The sequence below is a fragment of the Alishewanella tabrizica genome (assembly GCF_014652375.1).
Taxonomy (GTDB): Bacteria; Pseudomonadota; Gammaproteobacteria; order Enterobacterales; family Alteromonadaceae; genus Alishewanella; species Alishewanella tabrizica.
The window spans coordinates 201,572-223,429 of the sequence record NZ_BMYR01000001.1 but is presented as its reverse complement, the minus strand read 5'-3'; the positions used below and the strand labels follow the sequence as shown (position 1 = coordinate 223,429).

Genomic DNA, 21,858 nt, shown 5'->3' with positions numbered 1-21,858 from the left:
AAACACAGCAACATATTAGGATTTAACGTTTTGCCAGCTTTGTGCATCGCGAGGTCCTCAGGTTACCGTTACATTGCAGAGGAACCGTTATGCAATTTTCATCATTAGATTTAGCTCCCGATTTACAACGCGCGCTGCTGGCATGCAATTACCATGAGATGACACCGGTACAGGCGCAAGCGATTGTTCCGGCTCGTCGCGGCAAAGATTTACAAGTTACCGCGCAAACAGGCACGGGTAAAACAGCCGCTTTCGCTATTCCGGTTTTACAGCGGATGCTGGACAAACCTAAAGCCACCACCGAACGTCGCCCCAGAGCGTTAATTCTTACACCTACCCGCGAGTTAGCCGAACAAATTGCTAATGCGATAACGGCTTATGCACAGTTTTTGCCGATCAGTGTTACCGCGCTATATGGTGGGGTAAAAATGGGTGGCCAGGCCAATAAGCTTATTGCTGGTGTTGATTTAGTGATCAGTACACCTGGCCGTTTGCTAGAGCATATGGCATTGGGTAATGTGATTTTAAGTGACGTCGAGTTTGTGGTGCTGGATGAAGCCGATCGTATGCTCGACATGGGCTTTAGCACCGATGTGTTAAAGTTACTGCAAATGACCGCGGATTCACGTCAAACTATGCTGTTCTCGGCTACTACGTCACCGGCTGTGAATGAGTTATCGCATAAGATTCTAAAAAATCATCAGCAAATTCGAGTAGCAAAAACCAACAGTACAGCGGATACCGTTGAACATGTGGTATATCCCGTAGAAGAAAGCCGTAAAATTGAATTATTTGAGCAATTGTTGGCTGAGCAAAACTGGTTTCAGGTGTTGGTGTTTACCAGTACTAAAGAGCAAGCCGATCGCTTGTTAGCCGATTTACAAAAATCGAAAATCAATGCGGCGGTTTGTCATGGCGATAAGAGCCAAGGTACGCGCCGTCGGGCAATTGCTGATTTTAAATCAGCAAAATTACAGGTGTTAATTGCGACTGAAGTGGCCGCCCGTGGCTTAGATATTCAAGGGTTAGACCATGTTGTTAACTTCAACTTACCGTATTTGCCTGAAGATTATGTGCATCGTATTGGCCGTACCGGGCGTGCTGGCGCGTCAGGTCAGGCTATTTCGTTTGTTAGCCGCGAAGAAGAGCAAAGCTTAGAGCGGATCCAAAAGTTGATTGGCAGCAGCATCAAACGGGTCGTTAAGCCAGGTTTTGAAGTTAGTAACCGGGGGTCGTTATTAAAGACGATATCGCGCAAAGTGCTTACCGGTCGGTCTAACAAAGCTTCAGAGACAACAATAGAATTAGAAGCGGGTGCTAAGGCAAAACCGAAAGCCAAGCCTAGATCTGCGCCAACGTCCGGCGCAATGTCTAAACCAAGCAGTGCTCCAAAAAAGCCTGCCACATCAAAAGCTGGCAAGGCACCACGTCAACGTTAAGCGTAACCGCGTTTGATCATTGCCGTGCCATAAACGCGGTACATCGATAACAGGCTGCAGCATCACTGCAGCCTAATAGTAGATGGTCGTGCAACGACATCACGATAGCATTTCAAAAAATCAAAAAATCAAAAAATCAAAAATTATTGCAATGAAATTAAAATTTCATTTCGGCGTAGCATAGGAAGTGTAAGCGGACCATTATAGCCCGCTTCAATGGGCGCGCTGGCAGCCGTATAGCCATTAGCCGCCATCCATGTTTCAAGCTGCTTGGTATACTTAGCCACATTGCTTTTGCTTAAGGTACCGCTAAATTGGATTGCGGCAACCGTGTAATCATTAACTTCGCTGACGTTAACGCTAGGATCATTGGGTTTGGGCGTGGTGTCGAGCGTAAAGGTTTTTGGCATAACAAATGACATCAGCGTATCCGCTTCACTGTTATTCATAAAAACGGGCGCAGTCATCGCAATTTCGGTGCCTTTAGGCGCACTTGCTGCGGTATTGTTGTCCATAAATACCGGCGCGGTCATAGCAATAGGGGTGGCGAGAGTATTGTCACCGCTGATGTAGCGAAATAGTTTACGAAAGGCGGTATTGCGACCTTCTGCCATACTGGTCGACACGAGTATCATATTATCGTAGCGTCGCACCTCAATCTTTTGTTTCTCGTCGGCTTTTAGCAAGGTATAGGGAGCCGTTTCAACTTCACTGTGGCCGACAATGGAGCAGCCAGCCAAAAACAGTGCCATCAGGGTAGTGCCTAAAATTTTCACGTATTTCTCCTCTATTTAAGTGGTGTAAACCGTTATACGTGCCAGGCTACTTTAAAGCGCACTTAAATAAACACGCTCCCCTTTATAATGCCGCCAGCGTTAATTTATAGCGCAAAGGTCTGATAACACATTCAGCAACAATAGCCGCATAAACCCATAAAATAGCCAACACTTGCAGCCCGGCAAAAAATTGGAGGTGATTGCCTGTTGTTGCCAGCATCTCTAATAAACTTATCAATCCTATGCCGCTACCCAGTGCTGCGGCTATGTAACAGTTAAAATAGATATAGCCATAAAGGGAGTGTAAATACGCAATTGAGCCTTGGGCATAAAGCGTTGAGCTCGCTAAAAACCTTATACCACTCAGTGCACTTTTTATACCCTGTAAACCAAAGCAGAGCAGTGTTGAAAGGCTAAGATAGCCGATTAGAATGAATAGTGCGATCACATCAATATAAATACTAATATCAACGGTAGCCAGCCTCATTAAGCTCAGTACACCGGCAAACAACAGCATAAAAAGGAATATTTTGCTAATAACAGTAGCGCGATGCCAACGACTATAAAGTGGTGCTTTTTGCTGTTGTAATTGTTCGGCGTCAATATTGAAGGTGGCACACAAAGCGTGCAATGTTTCACTGGAGCCACCACCTTCGCGTTCTAAGCGCTGAATAGTGCGAAGACTCAGTCCTGATTGTTTGGCGAGTAATTCCTGCGAGAGGTTATGTCGTAGTCGCATGTTTCTTAATTTATCGGCTGAGATATCCATAATACACTTTTGCAATTAACGGGCAGCTTAGTTAAGCAAGCTCGCTGATTTTCTGCAAGCGTCTGGAACCGCATGGCGCCGTCAAAGCACCGCCAAGTTACCGCCAATCCCTTTTTAGCCAGCTCGCGTTAGGAGCAACAGCGTTTATTCGACGAAAAAAAAGGGCCCGAGGGCCCTTTTAATCGCTAAGCAAAACTTAACGATCAAGTTCCATTACTTTAGTCCATGCTTTGACGAAGTCATCAACAAACTTCTTTTTAGAGGTATCAAAAGCATACACTTCAGCGATGGCGCGCAGTTCAGAGTTTGAACCGAACACTAAATCAACTGATGTTGCTGACCATTTTTTCTCGCCCGTTTGGCGATCAAAACCGTCGTATAGTCCATCTGTTTCAGATTTACGCCATACGGTAGACATATCCAACAAATTCACGAAGAAGTCGTTGTTTAAGGTCCCAGGTTTGCTGGTAAATACCCCGTGTTTGCTGCCTTGATAGTTGGCATCAAGTGCACGTAACCCACCAACCAGAACCGTCATTTCGGGTACAGTTAAGTCAAGCTGATCGGCTTTGTCTACTAACATTTCCGTTGGCGACTTGTAGCTATTTTCAGCATCAAAATAGTTTCTGAAACCGTCAGCGGTTAATTCTAACAAGCCAAACGAGTTGACATCGGTTTGTTCCTGCGTGGCATCACCACGGCCGGGTGTAAAGGGTACAGTTACGGTATAACCGGCATCTTTGGCTGCCTTTTCAACTGCAGCCGTACCCGCTAACACGATAAGATCGGCCAGTGATACTTTTCTTCTGCTCTTGTTAAAGTCAGTTTGAATACCTTTAAGTACGTCTAACACCTTGGCTGTTTCAGCCGGGTTGTTTACTGCCCAATCTTTTTGTGGTGCCAAGGCTATACGTGCACCGTTTGCACCACCACGCATATCTGAATCACGGTAACTTGCGGCAGCACCCCAAGCAACACGGACTAACTCAGGTACCGTTAAACCAGAGTCTAAGATCCGCGTTTTTAACGTTTTAACATCGCGATCATTAATGGTTGATTGCGTACTTGCGTCAATCGGATCTTGCCAAATTAAGATATCTTTGGGGACCTCAGCACCTAAGAAATTGCGTGGTGGTCCCATGTCACGGTGGGTTAATTTATACCAAGCTTTGGCGAAGGCTAAACGGTATTCTTCTGGATTTGCCAGAAAACGCTCAGCAATTTTACGGTATTCAGGATCGTATTTCAGCGCCAAGTCAGCGGTGGTCATCACTGGCGGGTTAAACTTACCTTTAATATGCGCATCAGGTACCGAAGCGTGCAGCGATTCATCCGTTGGGATCCACTGAATTGCACCGGCTGGGCTACGTGTTTGCTGCCATTCAAAGTTAAGTAAGTTACTTAAATACAATGTTGTCCAACGGGTTGGCGCCTGTGTCCAAGCCCCTTCTAATCCGCTGGTAATGGTGTCTTCTGAGTGGCCTTTACCGCAACTGTTTTTCCAGCCCAAGCCTTGCTCTTCAATACCTGCAGCACCGGGTTCTGCGCCAACGCAATCCGCGGGTTTGCGTGCACCGTGCATTTTACCAAAAGTGTGCCCGCCGGCGATCAAAGCAACTGTTTCTTCATCATTCATGGCCATGCGATCAAACGCCACCCGAATGTTTTTTGCTGAGCCAACCGGATCCGGCACGCCGCGTGGACCTTCAGGGTTAACATAAATTAAGCCCATATGGGTTGCGCCCAAAGGACGTTGTAACTTACCGTCAGCATCTTCACGATCGCTTGCCAGCATCTCTACTTCGGGACCCCAGTAAACCAGATCCGGTTCCCAATCATCTGGACGACCACCGGCAAAGCCATAGGTTTGAAACCCCATATTTTCTAAGGCAACGTTACCTGCCAAGACAATTAAATCTGACCAAGACAGTGATTCACCGTACTTTTGTTTAATTGGCCATAATAAGCGACGCGCTTTGTCTAAATTGGCATTATCTGGCCAGCTGTTCAGCGGATCAAAGCGCTGCTGACCTCCACCTGCACCACCGCGGCCATCTAAGGTGCGATAGGTTCCAGCACTGTGCCATGTCATTCGAATAAAAAATGGGCCATAGTTGCCAAAGTCTGCCGGCCACCAATCTTGTGAGGTGGTAAGCAGTTTATCGATGTCTTGTTTGACTTGGGCCAGATCTAAGCTGCTAAACGCTTTGCCATAATCAAAGTTTTCGCCGTAAGGATTTGAGCGAATGTCGTGGGCACGCAGTGGTGATAAATCGAGTTGATTAGGCCACCAAAACTGGTTTGTTCTAACGGCACCAATAGCGGCAGTACCTGAACCCATTGCACCTTGTGGTTTACTAATTTCTGCCGGTGCGTTATTGGCAAAACTGGTACCTGAGGCCAGTAACAGGCTCATCATGCCAGCGAGGAGCGTTTTATTAAAACGTTGTTGTGTCATTGTTGGTCTCCTTCAAAACCTTTTTTATACAAGCACGGATTGCTACCTAAAAAACCCATGACCCATCCGGTGTTTGTTATGAGCTAACAGGGTTTTAAGCGCACTTGCCATGAGCAGTGCGACTTAGTGAAGTAACAATGAAAATAGTATAGTAAGTTGCTGATAGTTTATTGCGAATAAAATAGATTGGGTTGATAGATAAAAACGATATAGCTTTAGAGCGCGATTAATTTTTGCCACGTTGCTCTAAGCAAGATGGGTTGCCGCAGTCATGATTATTGGCTACGACAACCGAGAGCGGTTAGGGTAATTGTAAATGTCTGCCGCCATCAAGCGCCAAGATCCGCCCTGTAATATAGCGGCTATTTAATAAGTATAAGATGCTTTGTAACACTTCATCTGGGCCTGGCTCTATCGCCATCAGGGATTTAGCCAAGGCTTTTTCTCGATAGGCGGCATCATCACCCTCATTAAACATTAACAATGCAGGGGCAATCGCGTTTACTTTAATGTTGGGCGCCAGTTTTCGCGAAAGCGATAAAGTGAGGTTTTCTAAGGCGGCTTTAGACGCGGCGTAGGCTTGATGTTTACCACTCCCCACACTGGCGACAAAATCGGTGATATGCATAATATCCGCACGTTCACTGGCCTGTAATTGTGATAATAATGCCCGATTAAGCAAATAGGGTGCTCGTGCATGAATATGTTGCATGGCATCGAATACCGCGGCATCTGCCTCTAATTGCTGCAGGATAGGGCCTTCTACAGAGGCTAACGGCCGATCAGGCTGCCAACTCGAGGCGTTATGAACAATCGCCCGCAGGCTGGGGTATACGGCGAGGGCTTCTACAAAACTTGCCATCTCGTTTAACTGGGTAAAATCGGCTTGGATACAGTGTGCACCGGCAGCCCGCAACTGTGTGATACCTTCGGAGGTTTTACGATAGCTCACAACAACATGATAACCCTGCGCTAATAACGCTAAGGCGCAATACAAGCCAACGCGTTGGCCGCCGCCAGTGATAACAATCACTTCTTTCGTCTGTGGCGTTGTGCGATCCGATGAGTGGGACATGGGCTCTGTTGTGGTTGTTGTAGTGAATGGTGTAGTCGATTGCGTCGTTATCATAGTATGGCTTCGAGTAGAGTGGTTTATGGGATATGGTTATGAGATATCCTAGTGTTACGTTGCGTTATCCATTCCAGTTTTTATAGCATAATTCTGAGAAAATCCCCGTTCAAAGCGAAGTCGCGGGCTAGTTGACGTTATAAACGTTATTTCTGATAAAAGTTTTCTAATAAAAGCTCACTGAATAAAGTGTTATTACTGTGCAATCCGCCTTAGTGTTTGCTTGCACTTAGGGTAAACGTTGCTGGCGCTGGCTATACAGTTGTTTTAGTGCAGTTGTTATAAAGCGAAACACCGGACCCTGATTTGCGCCTTTGGCATAAATAAGATCAACAGGTACTGACCATGTAATGTGATCAAAGGCCATCCGCATATTAACTAGCAGGCCTTTATCAATTAAGGGTTGCACCATGAAATAAGGCAAGTAAGCCCAGCCTATTTGGCGATTGACGAGCGCTAATACATGAGCGTAGCTAGAACACCACCAGGTATGTGATGCCATACTCAGTAGCAAGGATGATTCACGTTTGTTGCGACCTCGTACGGCAATTTGTCGGTAAGGAAGTAGCGCCGTGGTGGTAATAGCCTGATGCTCTGCCAACGGAAACTGGGGGTGACAGACTGCCACATACTCGACATGTCCGATAAAACAGAAATCGATTTGCTTAGCGGCTTCGACTTCGCTAAACATAATGCCTAAATCTATTTCACCCTGAGCGACATCGATGGCCATATCGGTTGAGGTAAGTGAAATCAGTTCAATTTCTAGCGTAGGAAAGCGCTGCTCAACGTTAATAAGCAGATCATAAACCTCGGGCAGCAATAAGCCATCATCAACTGCCAGCGTTAATCGTGTCTCTTGCTGTTGCGAAATGGCTTGGGCGGTTTTCTCTAATTCTTTTGCTTGGATCAGTAGCCCCTTGGCTAACCGATAAAGCCTTTCTCCGGCCGGCGTGAGCGTGGGATGGCGCGTTGAGCGATCAAAAAGACTTACATTCAAATCTATTTCTAAGGTGTTAATGCCATGACTAACCGCCGATTGAACTTTACCGGTTTTCCGTGCGCAGGCCGAGAAAGAGCCTTCGTCGGCAGCAATAACAAACATATTGAGTTGCTCTAAACTTAACATATGAATTTTTTTGATAGTAACCAACTTTGATGAATCTAATTAACTGATATTATTCCTGCACTGTCAAGTGTGCTGATGTTCGTCAGTAAGCAGATTAATCGAGGTGAAAAATGGGTTGGATATACTTAGTATTAGCGGGATTAACCGAAATTGGCTGGCCGGTGGGGTTAAAGATTGCGCAATCTGGTCAACATAAAATTGCCGGTATTGCTATGGCAATTGGTTTTATGGCGATAAGTGGTACTTTGTTATTTTTAGCGCAGCGTACCATTCCTTTAGGAACGGCTTACGCGGTTTGGACGGGTATTGGGGCTGCTGGAACCTTTTTGGTGGGCATTTGTTTTTTTGGTGATGCCAGCTCTTTACTGCGTTATGTGGGCGTCATGTTAATCGTTGGTGGCGTGATCGTGCTAAAAATAGCCAGCTAACAATAAGATAGCCCCGTTTACAGGTAGCAAATAAAAAGGTAACGTTGCGATCTCTTAATGAAGTAGGTTTTGTGATGTCACAAATTTTCAGTTATTCCGCAATTAGCAAAGCCTTACTCCTGCTCATTTTAGCGGCGGGTGTCTATTTTTTTATTGATTTTTTAGTGCCGGTGTTAGCAGCGTTAGTCGTATGCTTTGCTAGCTGGCCAATTTATCAGCGTTTATTAGCGCGCTGTCAGCAAAAACACACGTTAGCTGCCAGTATCGCCATTTTGGTGATTGTATTGTGCTTAGTGGTGCCTTTAACCATGGTATTTTCGTTTGCTATTCAAGAAATGAAAGTATGGATGAAATGGTTGATTGCGGCTAATCAAGTGGGTGCTCCGGTTCCCGAATGGTTGGCTGCATTACCCGGAATAGGTAATGGATTGGCAAGGCTCTGGCAAGAATATTTAAGCGAGCCACACCAATTTGGGCATGCGGTAACCTTAGTCAGTGGTGAGCATTTAACCGGTATTTCTCGTACGGTGTTAAGTTTAGGTTGGCATACTGCGGGCGTTTTGCTGAGCTTGCTGTTTATGCTTATCACCTTATTTTTCTTGTATAAAGATGGCGATAAATTAGCCGTGCAGCTTGATACCATTGGTGAGCGGGTATTGCCTGAACGCTGGCAGCGGTTTTCGCGCGTGGTGCCCGCCACGGTGAGCTCTACAGTAATGGGCATGACCATTATTGCCATTGGTGAAGGGGTGATTTTAGGGGTTGCCTATTGGATTGCGGGGGTTCCTTCGCCAGTGGCGTTTGGTGTAATTACGGGTTTTATGGCATTGATCCCCGGTGGGGCGCCGTTAGCCTTTACACTAATCTCGTTGTATTTAGTAGGCACCGGTGATGTAACCGCCGGGGTGGGCTTATTTTTATGGGGCAGTATCGAGTTATTTATTGTTGATAAAACCATTCGACCTACTCTAGTTGGGGGGCCGATAAAGCTGCCTTTTTTACCCACTTTTTTTGGTTTGATTGGTGGGGTAAAAACGATGGGCTTAGTTGGGCTGTTTGTTGGGCCTGTGCTGATGGCGTTATTGGTGGCTATTTGGCGCGAATGGTTACGAGACAACACAAAACCAGAGTTGCTGACACCTACAGATCCCCCTATGCCAAACACAATCATACCTATTTCGGAACAGATGAAGCGTCCGGCGCAGCCGCCTCCACATCCATCCTCGCTAAACCCTAAGGAATAAACTCAGGCAATATTGCTTTGGTATTAATTTAAAGAGAGCTGTTTGGTGTTAATTACGCTGTTACCCGATTTATTACTGTTGTTAGGTGGCGGCTGCCTGAAACGCACGTTACCCCCAGTAGGCTGGCAAGGTATTGATCGCCTTAATTTCTATCTGTTGTTTCCCGCTCTGATTTTTATCAGTGCCTTAGCGAGTCCACCTAAGGGCAGTGATTTGTTGATAATGGGCTCCGGTGTGTGGGGATTAATGGGCTTAGCATGCGGTTTAGGATGGCTAGTGCGTTGGTGGGGCCCCGAAAAATTTGTTGATTTTGCTGGGATGTGGCAAACCGCTTGGCGCTTTAATACGGCATTTGCCATGGTCGTTGTGCAAGCCTTACCGGCGGAGTATCGTGGATTAATGTCAATAGCGATTGGTTTGGCCGTACCCGTAGCCAATATCTTAGCGGTACTGGCGCTTACCCGTGGACAGCAGCTCAGTGTGTGGCGAACCGTTCAGCAAGTTGTCACCAATCCTTTTCTCTTGGCCAGTGTAGCTGGAATTGGCTGTGCAATCTTGGGATGGCGTATGCCGGAGCCTATAATGATCGCACTGGAGAAGTTAGCGGTTGCCGCCGTGCCTTTAGCATTATTATCCATAGGTGCCGCCATTAATTGGCGCGCGTTGCTTACTTTATCCCGATTTGAAGTGGCTTTACACAGTATTAAACTGTTGATCTTGCCGCTAACTATGTTGCTTATCGGGATACTTTTTACTTTGGCTACTGGACCGGTGATTGTTTTGATGGTGTTCGCCGCTATGCCAACCGCCTCAGCGGCCCATGTATTAGCTGCCGTGTATGGTGCTGATAAAGAAAAAGTAGCAAAAGTGATAGCGCAATCGACGCTGCTAGGCTGTTTGATGGTGCCGGTATGGTTGGCTATTATTTCAAGGGTCTTTTTGGTTGCGGAATAATTGTGCAGTTTAGTGACGTGGTGTAGAAATAACAGATAACAAACGTCTGTTTGTTATCTGTTGGCAGGGGTAATTAGTTTTTCGGCATTACAACAGAATCGATCACATGAATGACACCATTACTGGTTTCGATATCAGTCGCAATCACTTCAGCGCCGTTTACGAAGACTTTGCCATCTTTTACTTCAATCGCTAAATTTTCACCTTGAACAGTGGTGGCAGAGGTCAATTTCACCACATCAGCTGCCATAACTTTTCCAGCAACGACATGGTATGTTAATACATTCGTTAATGCGGCTTTGTTAGCCACTAAGGCATTTAAATCGGCTGCTGGGATCTTGGCAAAGGCAGCATCATTTGGTGCAAATACTGTGAATGGACCTGGACCTTTTAAAGTGTCAACTAAATCAGCTGCCTGAACTGCAGTAACTAACGTTGAAAAACTACCAGCAGCAACAGCGGTGTCAACGATGTCAGCTTTTGCTTTATGGTTATGAGCATAAGCACCAAATACTAAAGAGCTTACTAATAAAGAACCACTGATTAAATGTGTTAATTTCATAGCTAATCCTCTTGCATGTTAATAGACAAAAACGTCTGCCTGTTTAACGTACACCTATCAGGAAAGGATCATATTTAATTTTGCTTAGCGTTTAACACACAAAAATAGGGCATTACCGGCATCCATTTGCCAAGGCTGAATGCGTTGGTAATCATGGGCTAATTTATGCACCTCAAAGTAGGGTGATAAAAGGGCTTCTAATTCATCAAAGCTTATCGCCACCATAGGGTGTTCGTCTTGCCAAAATTGTTTTTGCTCGCCTGTCGTCTTACAAATAGATAAGCGTAGACGTTGCTCTTCTCCTTGCCCCTGATAAAACCAAGCAGAGCTAAATTCAAACACACTCTCTAAATGTTGAGTTCGATGGCTTACACGACTTATATTACAAATTTTGGTTTTATCAACGGCATTAAAACAAAATACACCGCCAACGCTAAGTGCGCGGTAAACGCTGTCAATGCATTGTTTTAACGCCATTATTTTACCTGTGTAGTGAATGGAGTATAAAAAACAGGTAATAAGATCAACAGGTTTATCTAATGCGAAATGACACATATTTTCTAACATAAACGCTGCGCTTGGGCAGCGCTGTTTCGCGCGTGTCAGCATAGGTGAATTAAGATCAAGCCCAAGGCAATCAAAGCCGGCAGCTAAAAAATGTTGGATGTGCGGACCCGTGCCACAGGCTAAATCTAAGTGCGATTTGCCCCCATTACCAAAGAGTTGATGCAGCCGATGGATGCCTTGAGACTGCGTGAGATAATCGATATCGCAGCACATTAAATCGTAATACTCTGAGAGATCGGTATATAAGGCGTTAGTGGCAAGCATAATAGGGCAATGGTTAAATTCGGTGCCGCATTTTACAGCAGATTGTGCTTAGCAAACAGCATAACTTAATATCGCCACATACTTTGTTTACTACCTCTTTTTAAAACGCTACTGTTTTGAATTCTTGACAATCTTGCATTGTTGACGGTAGGTAATTTTTAGCATCATTTTTTATATATTGCTGTTTCATACAGTTTAGTTTTAAGTACATTCACCTTTTTTAAACTCAGTTGGTGTTCTGATATGCGAAATTATAATTTATGGCTGGTTTTGTGTTGGTGTTTGATTTGTAGTCCCTTCACACAAGCTACACCTGCGTGGCAAACATTGCCTCCTATGCTTGAACCCGCACAAGAAATTTACCCCGCGCTACACAATGGAAAAATTTATGTCGCTGGCGGACTTAGCGACAGTATTTCAATGGCTGAACAACAAATGAGCGCCAAGGTACAAATTTTTGATCTGCAAACGCAGCACTGGTCATGGGGGCCTAATTTACCTGAGCCCAGACACCACGCCTATTTAGTCTCGGTGCAGCAGCAACTTTTTTTATTTGGCGGTTTTGTAAAAACGGCAGATGGACGTTGGCGCGCCAGTGCTGATATTTTGCGTTTAGACGAGCAGCAACAACAGTGGATTACTGTTGCGGTACTGCCCAAGCCGTTAACAGAAACCACTATTGGCGTGATTAACGACAAGGTACATTTTGCTGCAGGTCGTTCACCTAGTGGCGAAGCCAATGCGCAATGGCGTGATCAGCAAGATGTGAATTGGCATTGGATTTTTGATCCTAAAACATTAAAAACCATGGAAGCACCGCCGTTACCAATGGCCTTTAACAGTGCTGCGGCGGTGGTCTTGGATGCGCAATGGTATGTTATCGGTGGCAGACAAGTGGGTGGCGCAAATTTAGCACACGTGATGCGTTTTGATGCGGTAATACAGCAATGGCAAGCCATGGCCGATCTCCCTCAAGCACAGGGAGGTTTAGCGGCAGCGGCGCTTATGGGACAGATTTGGGTTTTAGGCGGTGAATACTTTACTGACAACGGGGGCGTCTATGCAGAGGTTTGGGTTTATCAGCCTTTGCAAAACCAATGGCAACAACAGGGTACTATGCCAATCCCCAGACATGGCCTAGGTGCAATAACATTTAATAACGCAATTTATGTACTAGGTGGTGCGACAGAAGTTGGTTTGAAAGCAACTTCAAAGGTGTTAGAGAAAATAGTGCTTACTCCTTAGGTAAAAGAGTAACGGCTACCTGTGTACTTAGCGATTACACCATGTTAATTACACAGGATAGCTTCTTTTTAAATTCGTTTTTTGCGACAAATGAGACAAAAAAGCGCGTTAAACACTATCCTCTTTTTTAGCATGTGCTATATTCATAACGTAATGACACAACATTCAGTAATAGCATAAAAACATAAAAAACAGATAATTACATAATCATTTACTCTTACTCTCGATAACATTATCCATATTTTTATTACAATTTGTAATTAATTAGGTCATTTTGGAGTAACGCAATGAGCCTCAGTCGCAAACTATTTTGGGCTTTACTTTTACTGGTATTCGTTATTGCTGCAATCACTGTCACGGTAGCAAGCATAAAAAGTTATGACCGGGTAAATAAGCAAGTTGATGTTGAAATGAATAATGTTAGTGAACAGTTGCTTAGCCTATTGCAAGTAACCGATAGCATTATGGCTGAACGCGTGCAAGGCAGTATGCGTTTACTCCAAACAAAAGCTGCGATGCTTGGTGAACCGCAGCTCGGTGATATGGTGCAAGTAGGCGAGCAAACGGTAGCGAACATCCAATTGGGTGATTCGAGTCTTGCCAATGAGTTCACGTTGGTTGACGACGTTACCGCTATTTTGGGCGGCACGGCTACCGTATTTAGCCGTCGAGGCAATGATTATGTGCGTATATCTACTAATGTGCAGAATGCCGGGAAACGGGCTACAGGCACCTTGTTAGCACCCGATGGTGCAGCGATAAAAGCCATTGCGCAGGGCAATGCTTTTTATGGCCAAGTCGATATTTTAGGACGCCCTTTTATCACAGGTTACGAGCCTATCAGGCAAGACAATCAAATTATCGGTATTTGGTATGTAGGGTATTCGGCAGATTTAGCTGCATTGGCGAATGTGATTGGCAAAACCCGTATTCTTGAACAAGGTTTTGTGGCATTACGTGATGGCAAAGGCAGTATACGTTTGCATTCAGACCATGTCAGCACCAGTGATATTGAAGCGATCTTGAGTGAGCAACAGGCTGATTGGGAAGTACGCGTAAATGCGTTTACCCCTTGGGGTTATGAGGTTGTAACGGCTTATTATCAGAGTGATGTTAGTGCTATGGTATGGCAAACACTGTGGCAAGAGTTGTTGTTAGTAATTGTACAAGGCATTTTGTTGTTGCTTGCGTTGGTCTGGTTTATTCGTAGCTTAATGATCAAACCTTTACGAGGCTACATTAACGCTGTTGAAAGCTTGTCAGGTAGCGAAGGTGATTTAACGATGCGTTTTAGCCGTGATGCATCGAGCAAAGAATTTTCGCAAATGGCGGAGGGGTTTAACCGTTTGTTAGACCGCATACAACAAACCGTTGTCAATAGTAAAACCTCGGCAAGTTCAGTCTCTGAAGCCTCAGTTGGATTGTCGCATTTAGCCGAAAATGCCTTGAGTTCTGCACAAGCGCAAAAATCGCAAACCGAGCAAATTGCAACAGCGACTTATGAACTTAGCCATTCTGCTGAGGAAGTCTCGGGTAACGTTGCTACCGCAGAGCAGATGGTAAACAGTACACATCAACAAGTTAATTTGGCGGTGACGAGCTTACAGAAAACCATAAATAACGCGCAATCACAGGCCAATTCGTTACAAGAAGCCGGTAAAGTGGTGAGCAGTTTAGCGGCAGCAGGTGAAGATATTGCTAAAGTCCTTACCGTTATTAATGAAATTGCTGATCAAACCAATTTATTAGCATTAAATGCCGCCATTGAAGCGGCCCGAGCCGGCGAGCAAGGTCGCGGTTTTGCCGTGGTAGCCGATGAAGTTAGGTTACTGGCGAGTAAAACGCAGCACTCAACCGGTGAAATTCGTAATATGATTTCACGTATTCAAACTAATGGTCGTGATGCATCGCAACTGATGCAACACAATATGCAAAGCGCAAGTGAGAACTTAGTAGCTGCACAAGCTGCAGGCCAAGCATTAAGTAGCGTTACGCAAGCCATGCAAAGCTTATTAGACATTAATAGCCAGATCTCTGCCGCCGCGTCAGAGCAGCGTCAGGTGTCAGCTGACATCGCTCGTAACTTAGAACAAGTAAGAAACACTAGCTTGCAAAGCGCTGACTTAGCCAGCAATACAGCAGAAGCCGCTGTTAGCTTAAATCAGTTAGCCGCGCAGTTAAATCAGCAGCTTGCAAAGTATAAAGTTCAGTAGTTTTAAAGATTTTTAGCCAGCGCAATAAAGGTTTCGATATGTTTATTGTGCTGCTCGTGTTTGCGGTAACCCACGTGAATATGCTTGTGGATCCCGTCGTTACCAAGCCTAATGGCGACGATGGGCAGCGTTTTTGCGTATTCCAGCGCTAACCATTTTGGCATAGCAGCCACGCCACGATTGGCTGCTACCATTTGCAGAATAATATCGGTGTCTTCTAGCGTTTTATGTTTTTGTGGTAAGCATTGCGCGGGTAATAAAAACTGCTGAAAAATGTCTAATCTGGCCAGATCAACTGGATAGGTAAATAGGGTTTGATCATTTAACTGTTGGGGGGTGAGCTGTGCAACCGTGCTGAGTTTGCTGTGTTGGCTAACGATAAGCACTTGTTCGTATGGAAACACCGGCTCAAAGTGAATACTGTCTTTTTGGATCGGATCCGGTGTGATCAGAATATCAATATCGTAATTGAATAGGGCGGCCATTCCGCCAAATTGAAATTGTTGCTTTACATCAATATCTACACCCGGTGAGGTGGCTAAAAACGGATTAACGACACGTAATAGCCACTGATAACAGGGATGGCATTCCATGCCAATATGCAACGTACCTCGCTCATTGGCAGCAAATTGCTTTAAGGTTTCTTCTACGCGTTCAAATTGCGGCAAAATTCGATTTGCCTGCCCCAACAAATACTCACCTGCGGCGGTCAATTTAATATTCCGGCCATCCTTTACCCACAGCGCTAACGCTAATACATGCTCTAATTTTTTAATGCTATGGCTAAGCGCAGATTGGGATAAGTTAAGCTGCTCCGCAGCTGCGGTGAGCGAACCTTGGCGGGCAATTTCACGCAAAATACTCAGATGCATTTTTTCTAGCATAGTGGTTAAACACTCATATTTATGTTTCAGTATTATCGTTTATACTGCACTTTTCGTTAAGCCTGTACCTTTTGTCAAGGCAATCTATTAAGAGCGGACCAAGATGTTAAGACGCCATACTTCCTTCAGCCCTGCCACGCTGTCTGTTTTGCTAACGATGAGCCTGCTGGGATGTTCAAAAGCCAACCACAGTCAGCTTACCGAACTTAAGACAGAGCAAGAACCACAGCCTGTGGTGCACTTAAGGGTATTAGAAACCACTGATCTTCATGCCAATATCATGGATTACAATTACTATACCGGAAATACCGATGCGACGTTGGGATTAGCCCGCACTGCCAGTCTTATTGCCGCCGCGCGAGCCGAGGTTCCTAACAGTGTGCTAGTAGATAACGGCGATTTAATTCAAGGTAGCCCGCTTGGTGATTATGTCGCTTTTAAAGGATTAGCCGCAGGCGAGATTCATCCGGTCATGCAAGCAATGAATGTACTAAATTATGATGTAGCCACCTTGGGCAATCATGAGTTTAACTTTGGCTTAGACTTTATGTATCAAACGCTTGCAGGTGCTAATTTTCCCTATATCAGTGCGAATGTGTATTGTGCTGCTGAGCAATGCCGCGAAGGGGTGTTCAATGGCGATCATCTTTATCCACCTTACCTTATTCAGAAAAAGGCTGTACTCGACACTGCTGGTGAAACGCAGCACATAAATGTGGGTTATATCGGATTTGTGCCGCCGCAAGTGATGCAATGGGACAAGCAGCACTTAGCTGGAAAAATTCGGGTTGAGAGTATCTTAACTAGCGCGCAGCAAATGATCCCGAAAATGAAAGCTGAAGGTGCTGACGTTATCATTGTGTTGGCGCATTCCGGCTTAGGACAAGCGACTGATACACCTGATCCACAGGCTGAACAACTTGCCTATGCCTTAACGCTGTTGCCCGATGTCAACGCGGTGCTTTCTGGTCACAGTCATTCGTTATTTCCAGATGCCCGTTATCAACACTTGCCTAATACCGATATCTCGACAGGCTTAATTAATGGCGTGCCTACCGTCATCCCAGGACGCTGGGGCGATCACTTGGGTGTTGTGGATTTAACGTTAAGCCCTAGTGCTTCAGGTTGGCAGGTTATCGCGGCCACTGCTAAAGCGTTACCCGTGTTTGATCATACTACACAGCAGGCATTGGTGACGGCAGATTCAGCAGTGGTAAAAGCGGTTACTGCGGGCCATCAGGGTACTATCGACTTTATGCAGCGCCCCATCGGGTATGCTGCGAGTGATATGTACAGTTTTTTAGCGCAAATCCAAGATGATCCTACGGTACAAATTGTTGCCGATGCCCAGCAAGCACGGGTGAAAAGTCTTTTACCTACTGAATGGCTGCATCTACCGGTTTTATCTGCAGCGGCGCCCTTTAAAGCGGGCGGTCGACGCAATAGCAGTAACGATGCCCAGCAGTATGTGCAGGTTGCAAAAGGCGAGCTGAGTTTTCGAAATGCGGCTGATTTATATCAGTACCCCAATACCCTAGTGGCAGTTAAGGCAACAGGCGCAGAAATTAAAGATTGGTTAGAATGTGCTGCCAACCAGTTTAATCGTATTGATATTACTAGCTCTGCACCGCAACAACTTATTAATACGGCACATGCCACCTACAACTTTGATGTGATCAACGGTATTGAGTATCAGATTGATGTAAGCCAACCCGCAAAATTTAATGGCCGCTGTGAGCTTGAAGATGCGAATGCGTCCCGTATTGTCAACCTAAGTTATATTGATGCTACTGGTAAGCGTTTAACTGGCGACGCCTTTGCTGCACAAGCGTTTATTGTTGCCACCAATAACTATCGTGCTTTTACGGGGCTATTTGCGGGGACTGGCAGCCATAAGGTTATTTTAGAAACACCGGATACCAATCGGGAAGTGTTGGTTAATTACATTACAGCACAGTCCAAATTTGATAGCGCAACTCAGCGTTACCTGGCGGCAGTTCAGCCAGCGGCTGATCACAATTGGCGTTTATTACCATTACAAAGCCCAGTGACGTTAGACATTCGTTTTCAAACACAAGACTCAGAGATCGCCGATCATTTTGTAAAAACACAACAATTTAGGCCCATGACAAAAATTAAAACGTTACCGACCGGTTTTGCAGAATATCGCATTGATTTACAGTAAATTTTGCTGCTGGATAAACGTTTGAAAATTCTCTAAGATAAGCACACATTGGCTGTTGCAGGAGGCATCATGATAAACATTCAGCAGCGTAATTTAGTTGCGCGATTAGGGTATGCCATGCCAAAACATCGCCCTCATGTGTGGGTGTTCAGTACTCTGTTATATTGTATAACACTCCCGGCTTGTGCACAGCCTTCTATAGTCCCGCCGCCTACTGCAGCAACCTCAACCGCAGCATCAGGCGGTACGCCCAGTACAATAGGTGCGCCAAGTTCACCAAGTACAACAAGTACACTTAATAGTGCACCAAATCAACGCGCGGCTTTTAGCGATTGTAGCCTCATTGACTTTAAAGATATTGATGGCCGCGAACTCACTAAAGCCGAATTAGTGCAAAAGATGGATCAAGATTTCGCAGACAATCTTAATCGCAGTGATAGGTGTATGGAGCAAGCCGTGACGAGTAACGCAGAGCGTCTTGGTGCTTTGGGTGCGGCAGCACAGGGAGATGCGCCAAGCGCTGCTACAACAGAGGGGGTCGCAGCAGCGAACAGCGAGGCACCTGAAATATCTTCTGGCGCACAACATATGCCCTCGACGCCCTCGACTAATACGCAAAAGGGCCAGAGTAAGTCGGGCACATCCGCCGTGTGTGATACCGTAAAACAAGGTTTGGCTGGTGCAACAACGGAAAGTGAAAAAACACATTTTAAAGCGTTAATGACGCAATACGGCTGTTCGTAACTGCAGAGATAAGGTGATAACAGAGCCATGAGTATACTGAGTAAGATAAACATTTTTCAGGGTGTTGTGTTAGCAAAGCATTGGTTAATCACTAGCCTCACCTTATCCGTTTTGCTATTGAGTGGTTGTCAAAGCACACAAACCAATGTCAGCTCGGTTGGGCCTGCAATAGCTGGTCCCACAAAAACACCAGAACTTGGCACGGTAAAGCGGCAATTTAATTATAATTCTTCGATTTTTTTGGATGTGGCGATCCCTGTCTTTGACCCCGGTATTCCGCTAGATGCTCGTGGCAATATTGATGATAAAAAAGTCGCTGAACAAGATATTTGGCCGCAAGTACGTCGACTCGAAGCCAATCGTTTCGCGATCGATACTAAAAAAGCCTTGGCCGCAACCAAAGCCTTTGGTGCCATTAACATTACCCCCGATGCCTCTGCTTCTGCAGATGTTTATGTGTTGGGTAAAATCAATTACTCTGATACTGAAACGGTGAAAATTAGCGTACGTGTAATGGACGCGACCAATGATGTTTGGGGCGAAAAAACCTTTGAGCATCAGGTAGGAGAAGCTTTTTACCGCGACGCATTTCGTAAAGATCAAAACCCCTATGCCCCTATCTTTAATGATATTGCAGCTTATATATATGATTTACTGATTAAAAAATCTGATGCTGAGAAAAAAGCCATTCAACAGGTATCGGATGTACGTTATGCCGCCATGTATAGTCCTGAGGCGTTTTCGCGCTATTTAGTGAACAAACGCAAAGGGATCACCTCGCGCCAAACGGTATTTCAATTAACCGGTACGCCATCACCTCAAGATCCCATGCTGCAACGTGTGCAGTTACTACAAAATAAAGATGAGCAATTTGTCGATCAATTACAAGACAGCTACGAAGCGTTTTATGCCCAAACACACGATGCTTATTTGAAATATCAACGTGAAACCTTGCCGATTGCCGCAGATATCCGCCGTAAGAAAGCAGAACGTGCTACGCAGCAATTAGTTGCGGCTGGCGGTGCCGTGCTGGGTATTATGTTAGCAAAAAACTCCAATTCTACCGCAGGTGAAATTGGGGCCATAGCTGCTGGCGCAACCGCCGTATACAGTTTGTCAAAAGCGATTGAAACGAATCGTCAAGTCAGCGCGCAGCGTGATGTGTTAAGTGAAATGGGACAAAATCTGGATATTAAAGTCACGCCGCAAGTCGTTGAGTTAAATGATCAAACCATTGAATTGAAGGGTACTGCCAGCGAGCAATATACTCAACTTAGGCAACGTTTGCTTGAGATATATCAGTTAGAAGCGACACCCGACACACAATTGTAATGCTGCTCAAGGCAAGGAATAGCACGTGACCACGTTAGATGAACAAATACAGGGAGAACAACGGGCTCAAAAATCGCGTTGGTTTCGTTACGCCGGCATCAGTACAGGTGTTGTATTCGCGATAGGGTTAGCCTGGGGCGTGGTCCTCATGTTACCTGCATCTTCTACGCATGAAGTCGCGCCTGTTACGCCATTTCCAGCTGCGTCAACAGGTGTTATTTCAGCCGCGCCCACAGGTGTGACACTTTCAGCCGCACCCACTGGCGCGCTAGGGGGAGAGTCAACGCCGTTTTCTGCAGAAGATCGTAGTCGTTTACAGCAGCTGTTATCAGAGACAAATAACCAAGTAAACGCCTTAGTGGCAGATCCCTTACTCAATGCGTGGCAGCAGGCAACGGTTTTTCAACTACAGACCGACATGCAGCAAGCTTATCAATGGTATGGGCAGCAAAAGTATGCTGAGACGGCAGCACTACTGCCGGTAATTCAACAGCAGGCTCAAGCTCATATCGATGCCTTTCATGCAGCTTATCAGCAAGCACACTCTGCGGCCATGCAGGCATTTGCACAAGCTGATCTTGCTCAAGCCACTATTCACAACAATCGTACACTCGCTATTCATCCACAGTATCCCCCCGCAGTACAGTTACAACAACGTTTAGCGGTTGCGGCAGACGTACAAGTATTATGGGAGCAAGTTCGAGTAGCCGAGTTAGAAAATAATACCGCTAAGCAGCAAACGCTACTGACACAGATCAGCCAACTTGATGCAGCCGATGCACATGCTCAAGCGCGTTTAGCGAGTTTAAAAGGCGCTTCGCAGCAACAGGCTTTTCAACGTGCTTTAACCCAAGCCATAACAGCAATAGAGAATCAACGCTATGCCGATGCTCGCCAAGCGTTAACGGTGGCAAAGGGGATTGCGCCTAATCGCCCTGAGCTACAAGAGATACAGCAACAGCTTGCGCGCGCGGAACAACAAGAGGTGGTGCAATCGGCATTAGAACAGATTAATGTATTTCGTGCCGCCGACGAATGGCCCACCGTGTTGTTATTAGCGAATAAAGCGTTAAGCGTCGCCCCCGATCATCCCGAGTTACAGCAGGCGCGCCAAGTAGCAGAGCAGATTGCTGCGGTATCAGAAAAACTGGCGCGATTTTTACGCCAACCCGAACGTTTAACCGACAGCAATATTCAGCAATTAGCCGCGCAAGCCATCACTGAAGCCGATGCGCTTAACCCGTACAGTGCCAAATTAGCGACGCTTCAAACACAGTTACATGCACAGCTTACTATAAAGCAGCAGCCTGTTGCCGTGAGAATTACCAGTGATAATCGCACGACGATTCGCGTGTTAGGGGTGGGGAATGTGGGTGAAGTAAAAGAGAAAACACTGCAGCTAGCGCCTGGCACCTATCAGTTTGAAGGGGTGTGTAAAGGCTATCGAACGGAAATTGTTACCGTTGCGGTACACGCTGATAATGCCCCCATTGATGTTGCTGTGCACTGTAAAGTACGCATTTAACAGGAGTATGC

Annotated in this window: 18 protein-coding genes; 10 read left to right on the top strand and 8 right to left on the bottom strand. The window is 45.7% G+C overall.

Annotation, left to right across the window (positions count from 1 at the left end):
• Positions 1–89: 89 nt before the first annotated feature.
• Positions 90–1,439, top strand: coding sequence for a DEAD/DEAH box helicase (locus IE070_RS01010; RefSeq protein WP_189479547.1), 1,350 nt, complete (start codon positions 90–92; stop codon positions 1,437–1,439).
• A 143-nt stretch (positions 1,440–1,582) separates the two neighbouring features.
• Here the strand turns inward: IE070_RS01010 and IE070_RS01005 are convergent, their stop codons facing one another.
• The 5 genes from IE070_RS01005 to IE070_RS00985 form a co-directional block, all read right to left on the bottom strand.
• Complete coding sequence (locus IE070_RS01005) at positions 1,583–2,215, bottom strand: SOUL family heme-binding protein (protein ID WP_189479545.1); 633 nt, start codon at positions 2,213–2,215, stop codon at positions 1,583–1,585.
• A gap of 82 nt (positions 2,216–2,297) precedes the next feature.
• A complete protein-coding gene (locus IE070_RS01000) occupies positions 2,298–2,984 on the bottom strand; it encodes a helix-turn-helix domain-containing protein (protein WP_189479543.1) in 687 nt (228 codons plus the stop codon).
• A 196-nt stretch (positions 2,985–3,180) separates the two neighbouring features.
• The gene (gene katG / locus IE070_RS00995) at positions 3,181–5,442 is read right to left on the bottom strand and encodes a catalase/peroxidase HPI (protein WP_189479541.1); all 2,262 of its coding nucleotides are present in this window, start codon (positions 5,440–5,442) and stop codon (positions 3,181–3,183) included.
• 301 nt (positions 5,443–5,743) lie between these two features.
• A complete protein-coding gene (gene folM, locus IE070_RS00990; RefSeq protein WP_189479540.1) occupies positions 5,744–6,517 on the bottom strand; it encodes a dihydromonapterin reductase in 774 nt (257 codons plus the stop codon).
• Between the two features lie 283 nt (positions 6,518–6,800).
• Positions 6,801–7,700 carry a LysR family transcriptional regulator gene (locus IE070_RS00985; protein ID WP_189479538.1) on the bottom strand — a complete coding sequence of 300 codons (900 nt, stop codon included), beginning with the start codon at positions 7,698–7,700 and terminating at the stop codon, positions 6,801–6,803.
• A 110-nt stretch (positions 7,701–7,810) separates the two neighbouring features.
• On the opposite strand from IE070_RS00985, the gene IE070_RS00980 reads away from it, so the two are divergent.
• The 3 genes from IE070_RS00980 (at position 7,811) to IE070_RS00970 (ending at position 10,326) form a co-directional block, all read left to right on the top strand.
• Positions 7,811–8,128 carry a DMT family transporter gene (locus IE070_RS00980; protein ID WP_189479537.1) on the top strand — a complete coding sequence of 106 codons (318 nt, stop codon included), beginning with the start codon at positions 7,811–7,813 and terminating at the stop codon, positions 8,126–8,128.
• Positions 8,129–8,202: 74 nt separating this feature from the next.
• Positions 8,203–9,372, top strand: a complete 1,170-nt coding sequence (locus IE070_RS00975; RefSeq protein ID WP_189479535.1) for an AI-2E family transporter — start codon at positions 8,203–8,205, stop codon at positions 9,370–9,372.
• A gap of 45 nt (positions 9,373–9,417) precedes the next feature.
• The gene (locus tag IE070_RS00970; protein ID WP_229796897.1) at positions 9,418–10,326 is read left to right on the top strand and encodes an AEC family transporter; all 909 of its coding nucleotides are present in this window, start codon (positions 9,418–9,420) and stop codon (positions 10,324–10,326) included.
• Positions 10,327–10,399: 73 nt separating this feature from the next.
• On the opposite strand, the gene IE070_RS00965 is transcribed toward IE070_RS00970, so the two are convergent.
• Together IE070_RS00965 and IE070_RS00960 are read right to left on the bottom strand one after the other, a co-directional pair.
• Positions 10,400–10,888 carry a fasciclin domain-containing protein gene (locus IE070_RS00965; RefSeq protein WP_189479531.1) on the bottom strand — a complete coding sequence of 163 codons (489 nt, stop codon included), beginning with the start codon at positions 10,886–10,888 and terminating at the stop codon, positions 10,400–10,402.
• A gap of 84 nt (positions 10,889–10,972) precedes the next feature.
• Complete coding sequence (locus tag IE070_RS00960) at positions 10,973–11,719, bottom strand: class I SAM-dependent DNA methyltransferase (RefSeq protein ID WP_189479529.1); 747 nt, start codon at positions 11,717–11,719, stop codon at positions 10,973–10,975.
• Between the two features lie 243 nt (positions 11,720–11,962).
• On the opposite strand from IE070_RS00960, the gene IE070_RS00955 reads away from it, so the two are divergent.
• Both IE070_RS00955 and IE070_RS00950 read left to right on the top strand, forming a co-directional pair.
• Positions 11,963–12,964: a Kelch repeat-containing protein gene (locus IE070_RS00955; RefSeq protein WP_189479527.1), complete on the top strand. Its 1,002-nt coding sequence runs from the start codon at positions 11,963–11,965 to the stop codon at positions 12,962–12,964.
• 287 nt (positions 12,965–13,251) lie between these two features.
• Positions 13,252–15,177 (top strand): methyl-accepting chemotaxis protein, encoded by a 1,926-nt coding sequence (locus tag IE070_RS00950; RefSeq protein ID WP_189479526.1) that lies wholly within the window; start codon positions 13,252–13,254, stop codon positions 15,175–15,177.
• Positions 15,178–15,179: 2 nt separating this feature from the next.
• On the opposite strand, the gene IE070_RS00945 is transcribed toward IE070_RS00950, so the two are convergent.
• Positions 15,180–16,061, bottom strand: a complete 882-nt coding sequence (locus IE070_RS00945; RefSeq protein ID WP_189479524.1) for a LysR family transcriptional regulator — start codon at positions 16,059–16,061, stop codon at positions 15,180–15,182.
• Between the two features lie 103 nt (positions 16,062–16,164).
• On the opposite strand from IE070_RS00945, the gene IE070_RS00940 reads away from it, so the two are divergent.
• The 4 genes from IE070_RS00940 (at position 16,165) to IE070_RS00925 (ending at position 21,847) form a co-directional block, all read left to right on the top strand.
• Positions 16,165–18,246: a bifunctional 2',3'-cyclic-nucleotide 2'-phosphodiesterase/3'-nucleotidase gene (locus IE070_RS00940; RefSeq protein WP_229796882.1), complete on the top strand. Its 2,082-nt coding sequence runs from the start codon at positions 16,165–16,167 to the stop codon at positions 18,244–18,246.
• Between the two features lie 69 nt (positions 18,247–18,315).
• The gene (locus tag IE070_RS00935) at positions 18,316–18,990 is read left to right on the top strand and encodes a hypothetical protein (RefSeq protein WP_189479522.1); all 675 of its coding nucleotides are present in this window, start codon (positions 18,316–18,318) and stop codon (positions 18,988–18,990) included.
• 27 nt (positions 18,991–19,017) lie between these two features.
• Positions 19,018–20,322, top strand: a complete 1,305-nt coding sequence (locus IE070_RS00930) for a hypothetical protein (RefSeq protein WP_229796881.1) — start codon at positions 19,018–19,020, stop codon at positions 20,320–20,322.
• A 25-nt stretch (positions 20,323–20,347) separates the two neighbouring features.
• The gene (locus IE070_RS00925; protein WP_189479520.1) at positions 20,348–21,847 is read left to right on the top strand and encodes a tetratricopeptide repeat protein; all 1,500 of its coding nucleotides are present in this window, start codon (positions 20,348–20,350) and stop codon (positions 21,845–21,847) included.
• The last annotated feature ends 11 nt before the right edge of the window (positions 21,848–21,858 follow it).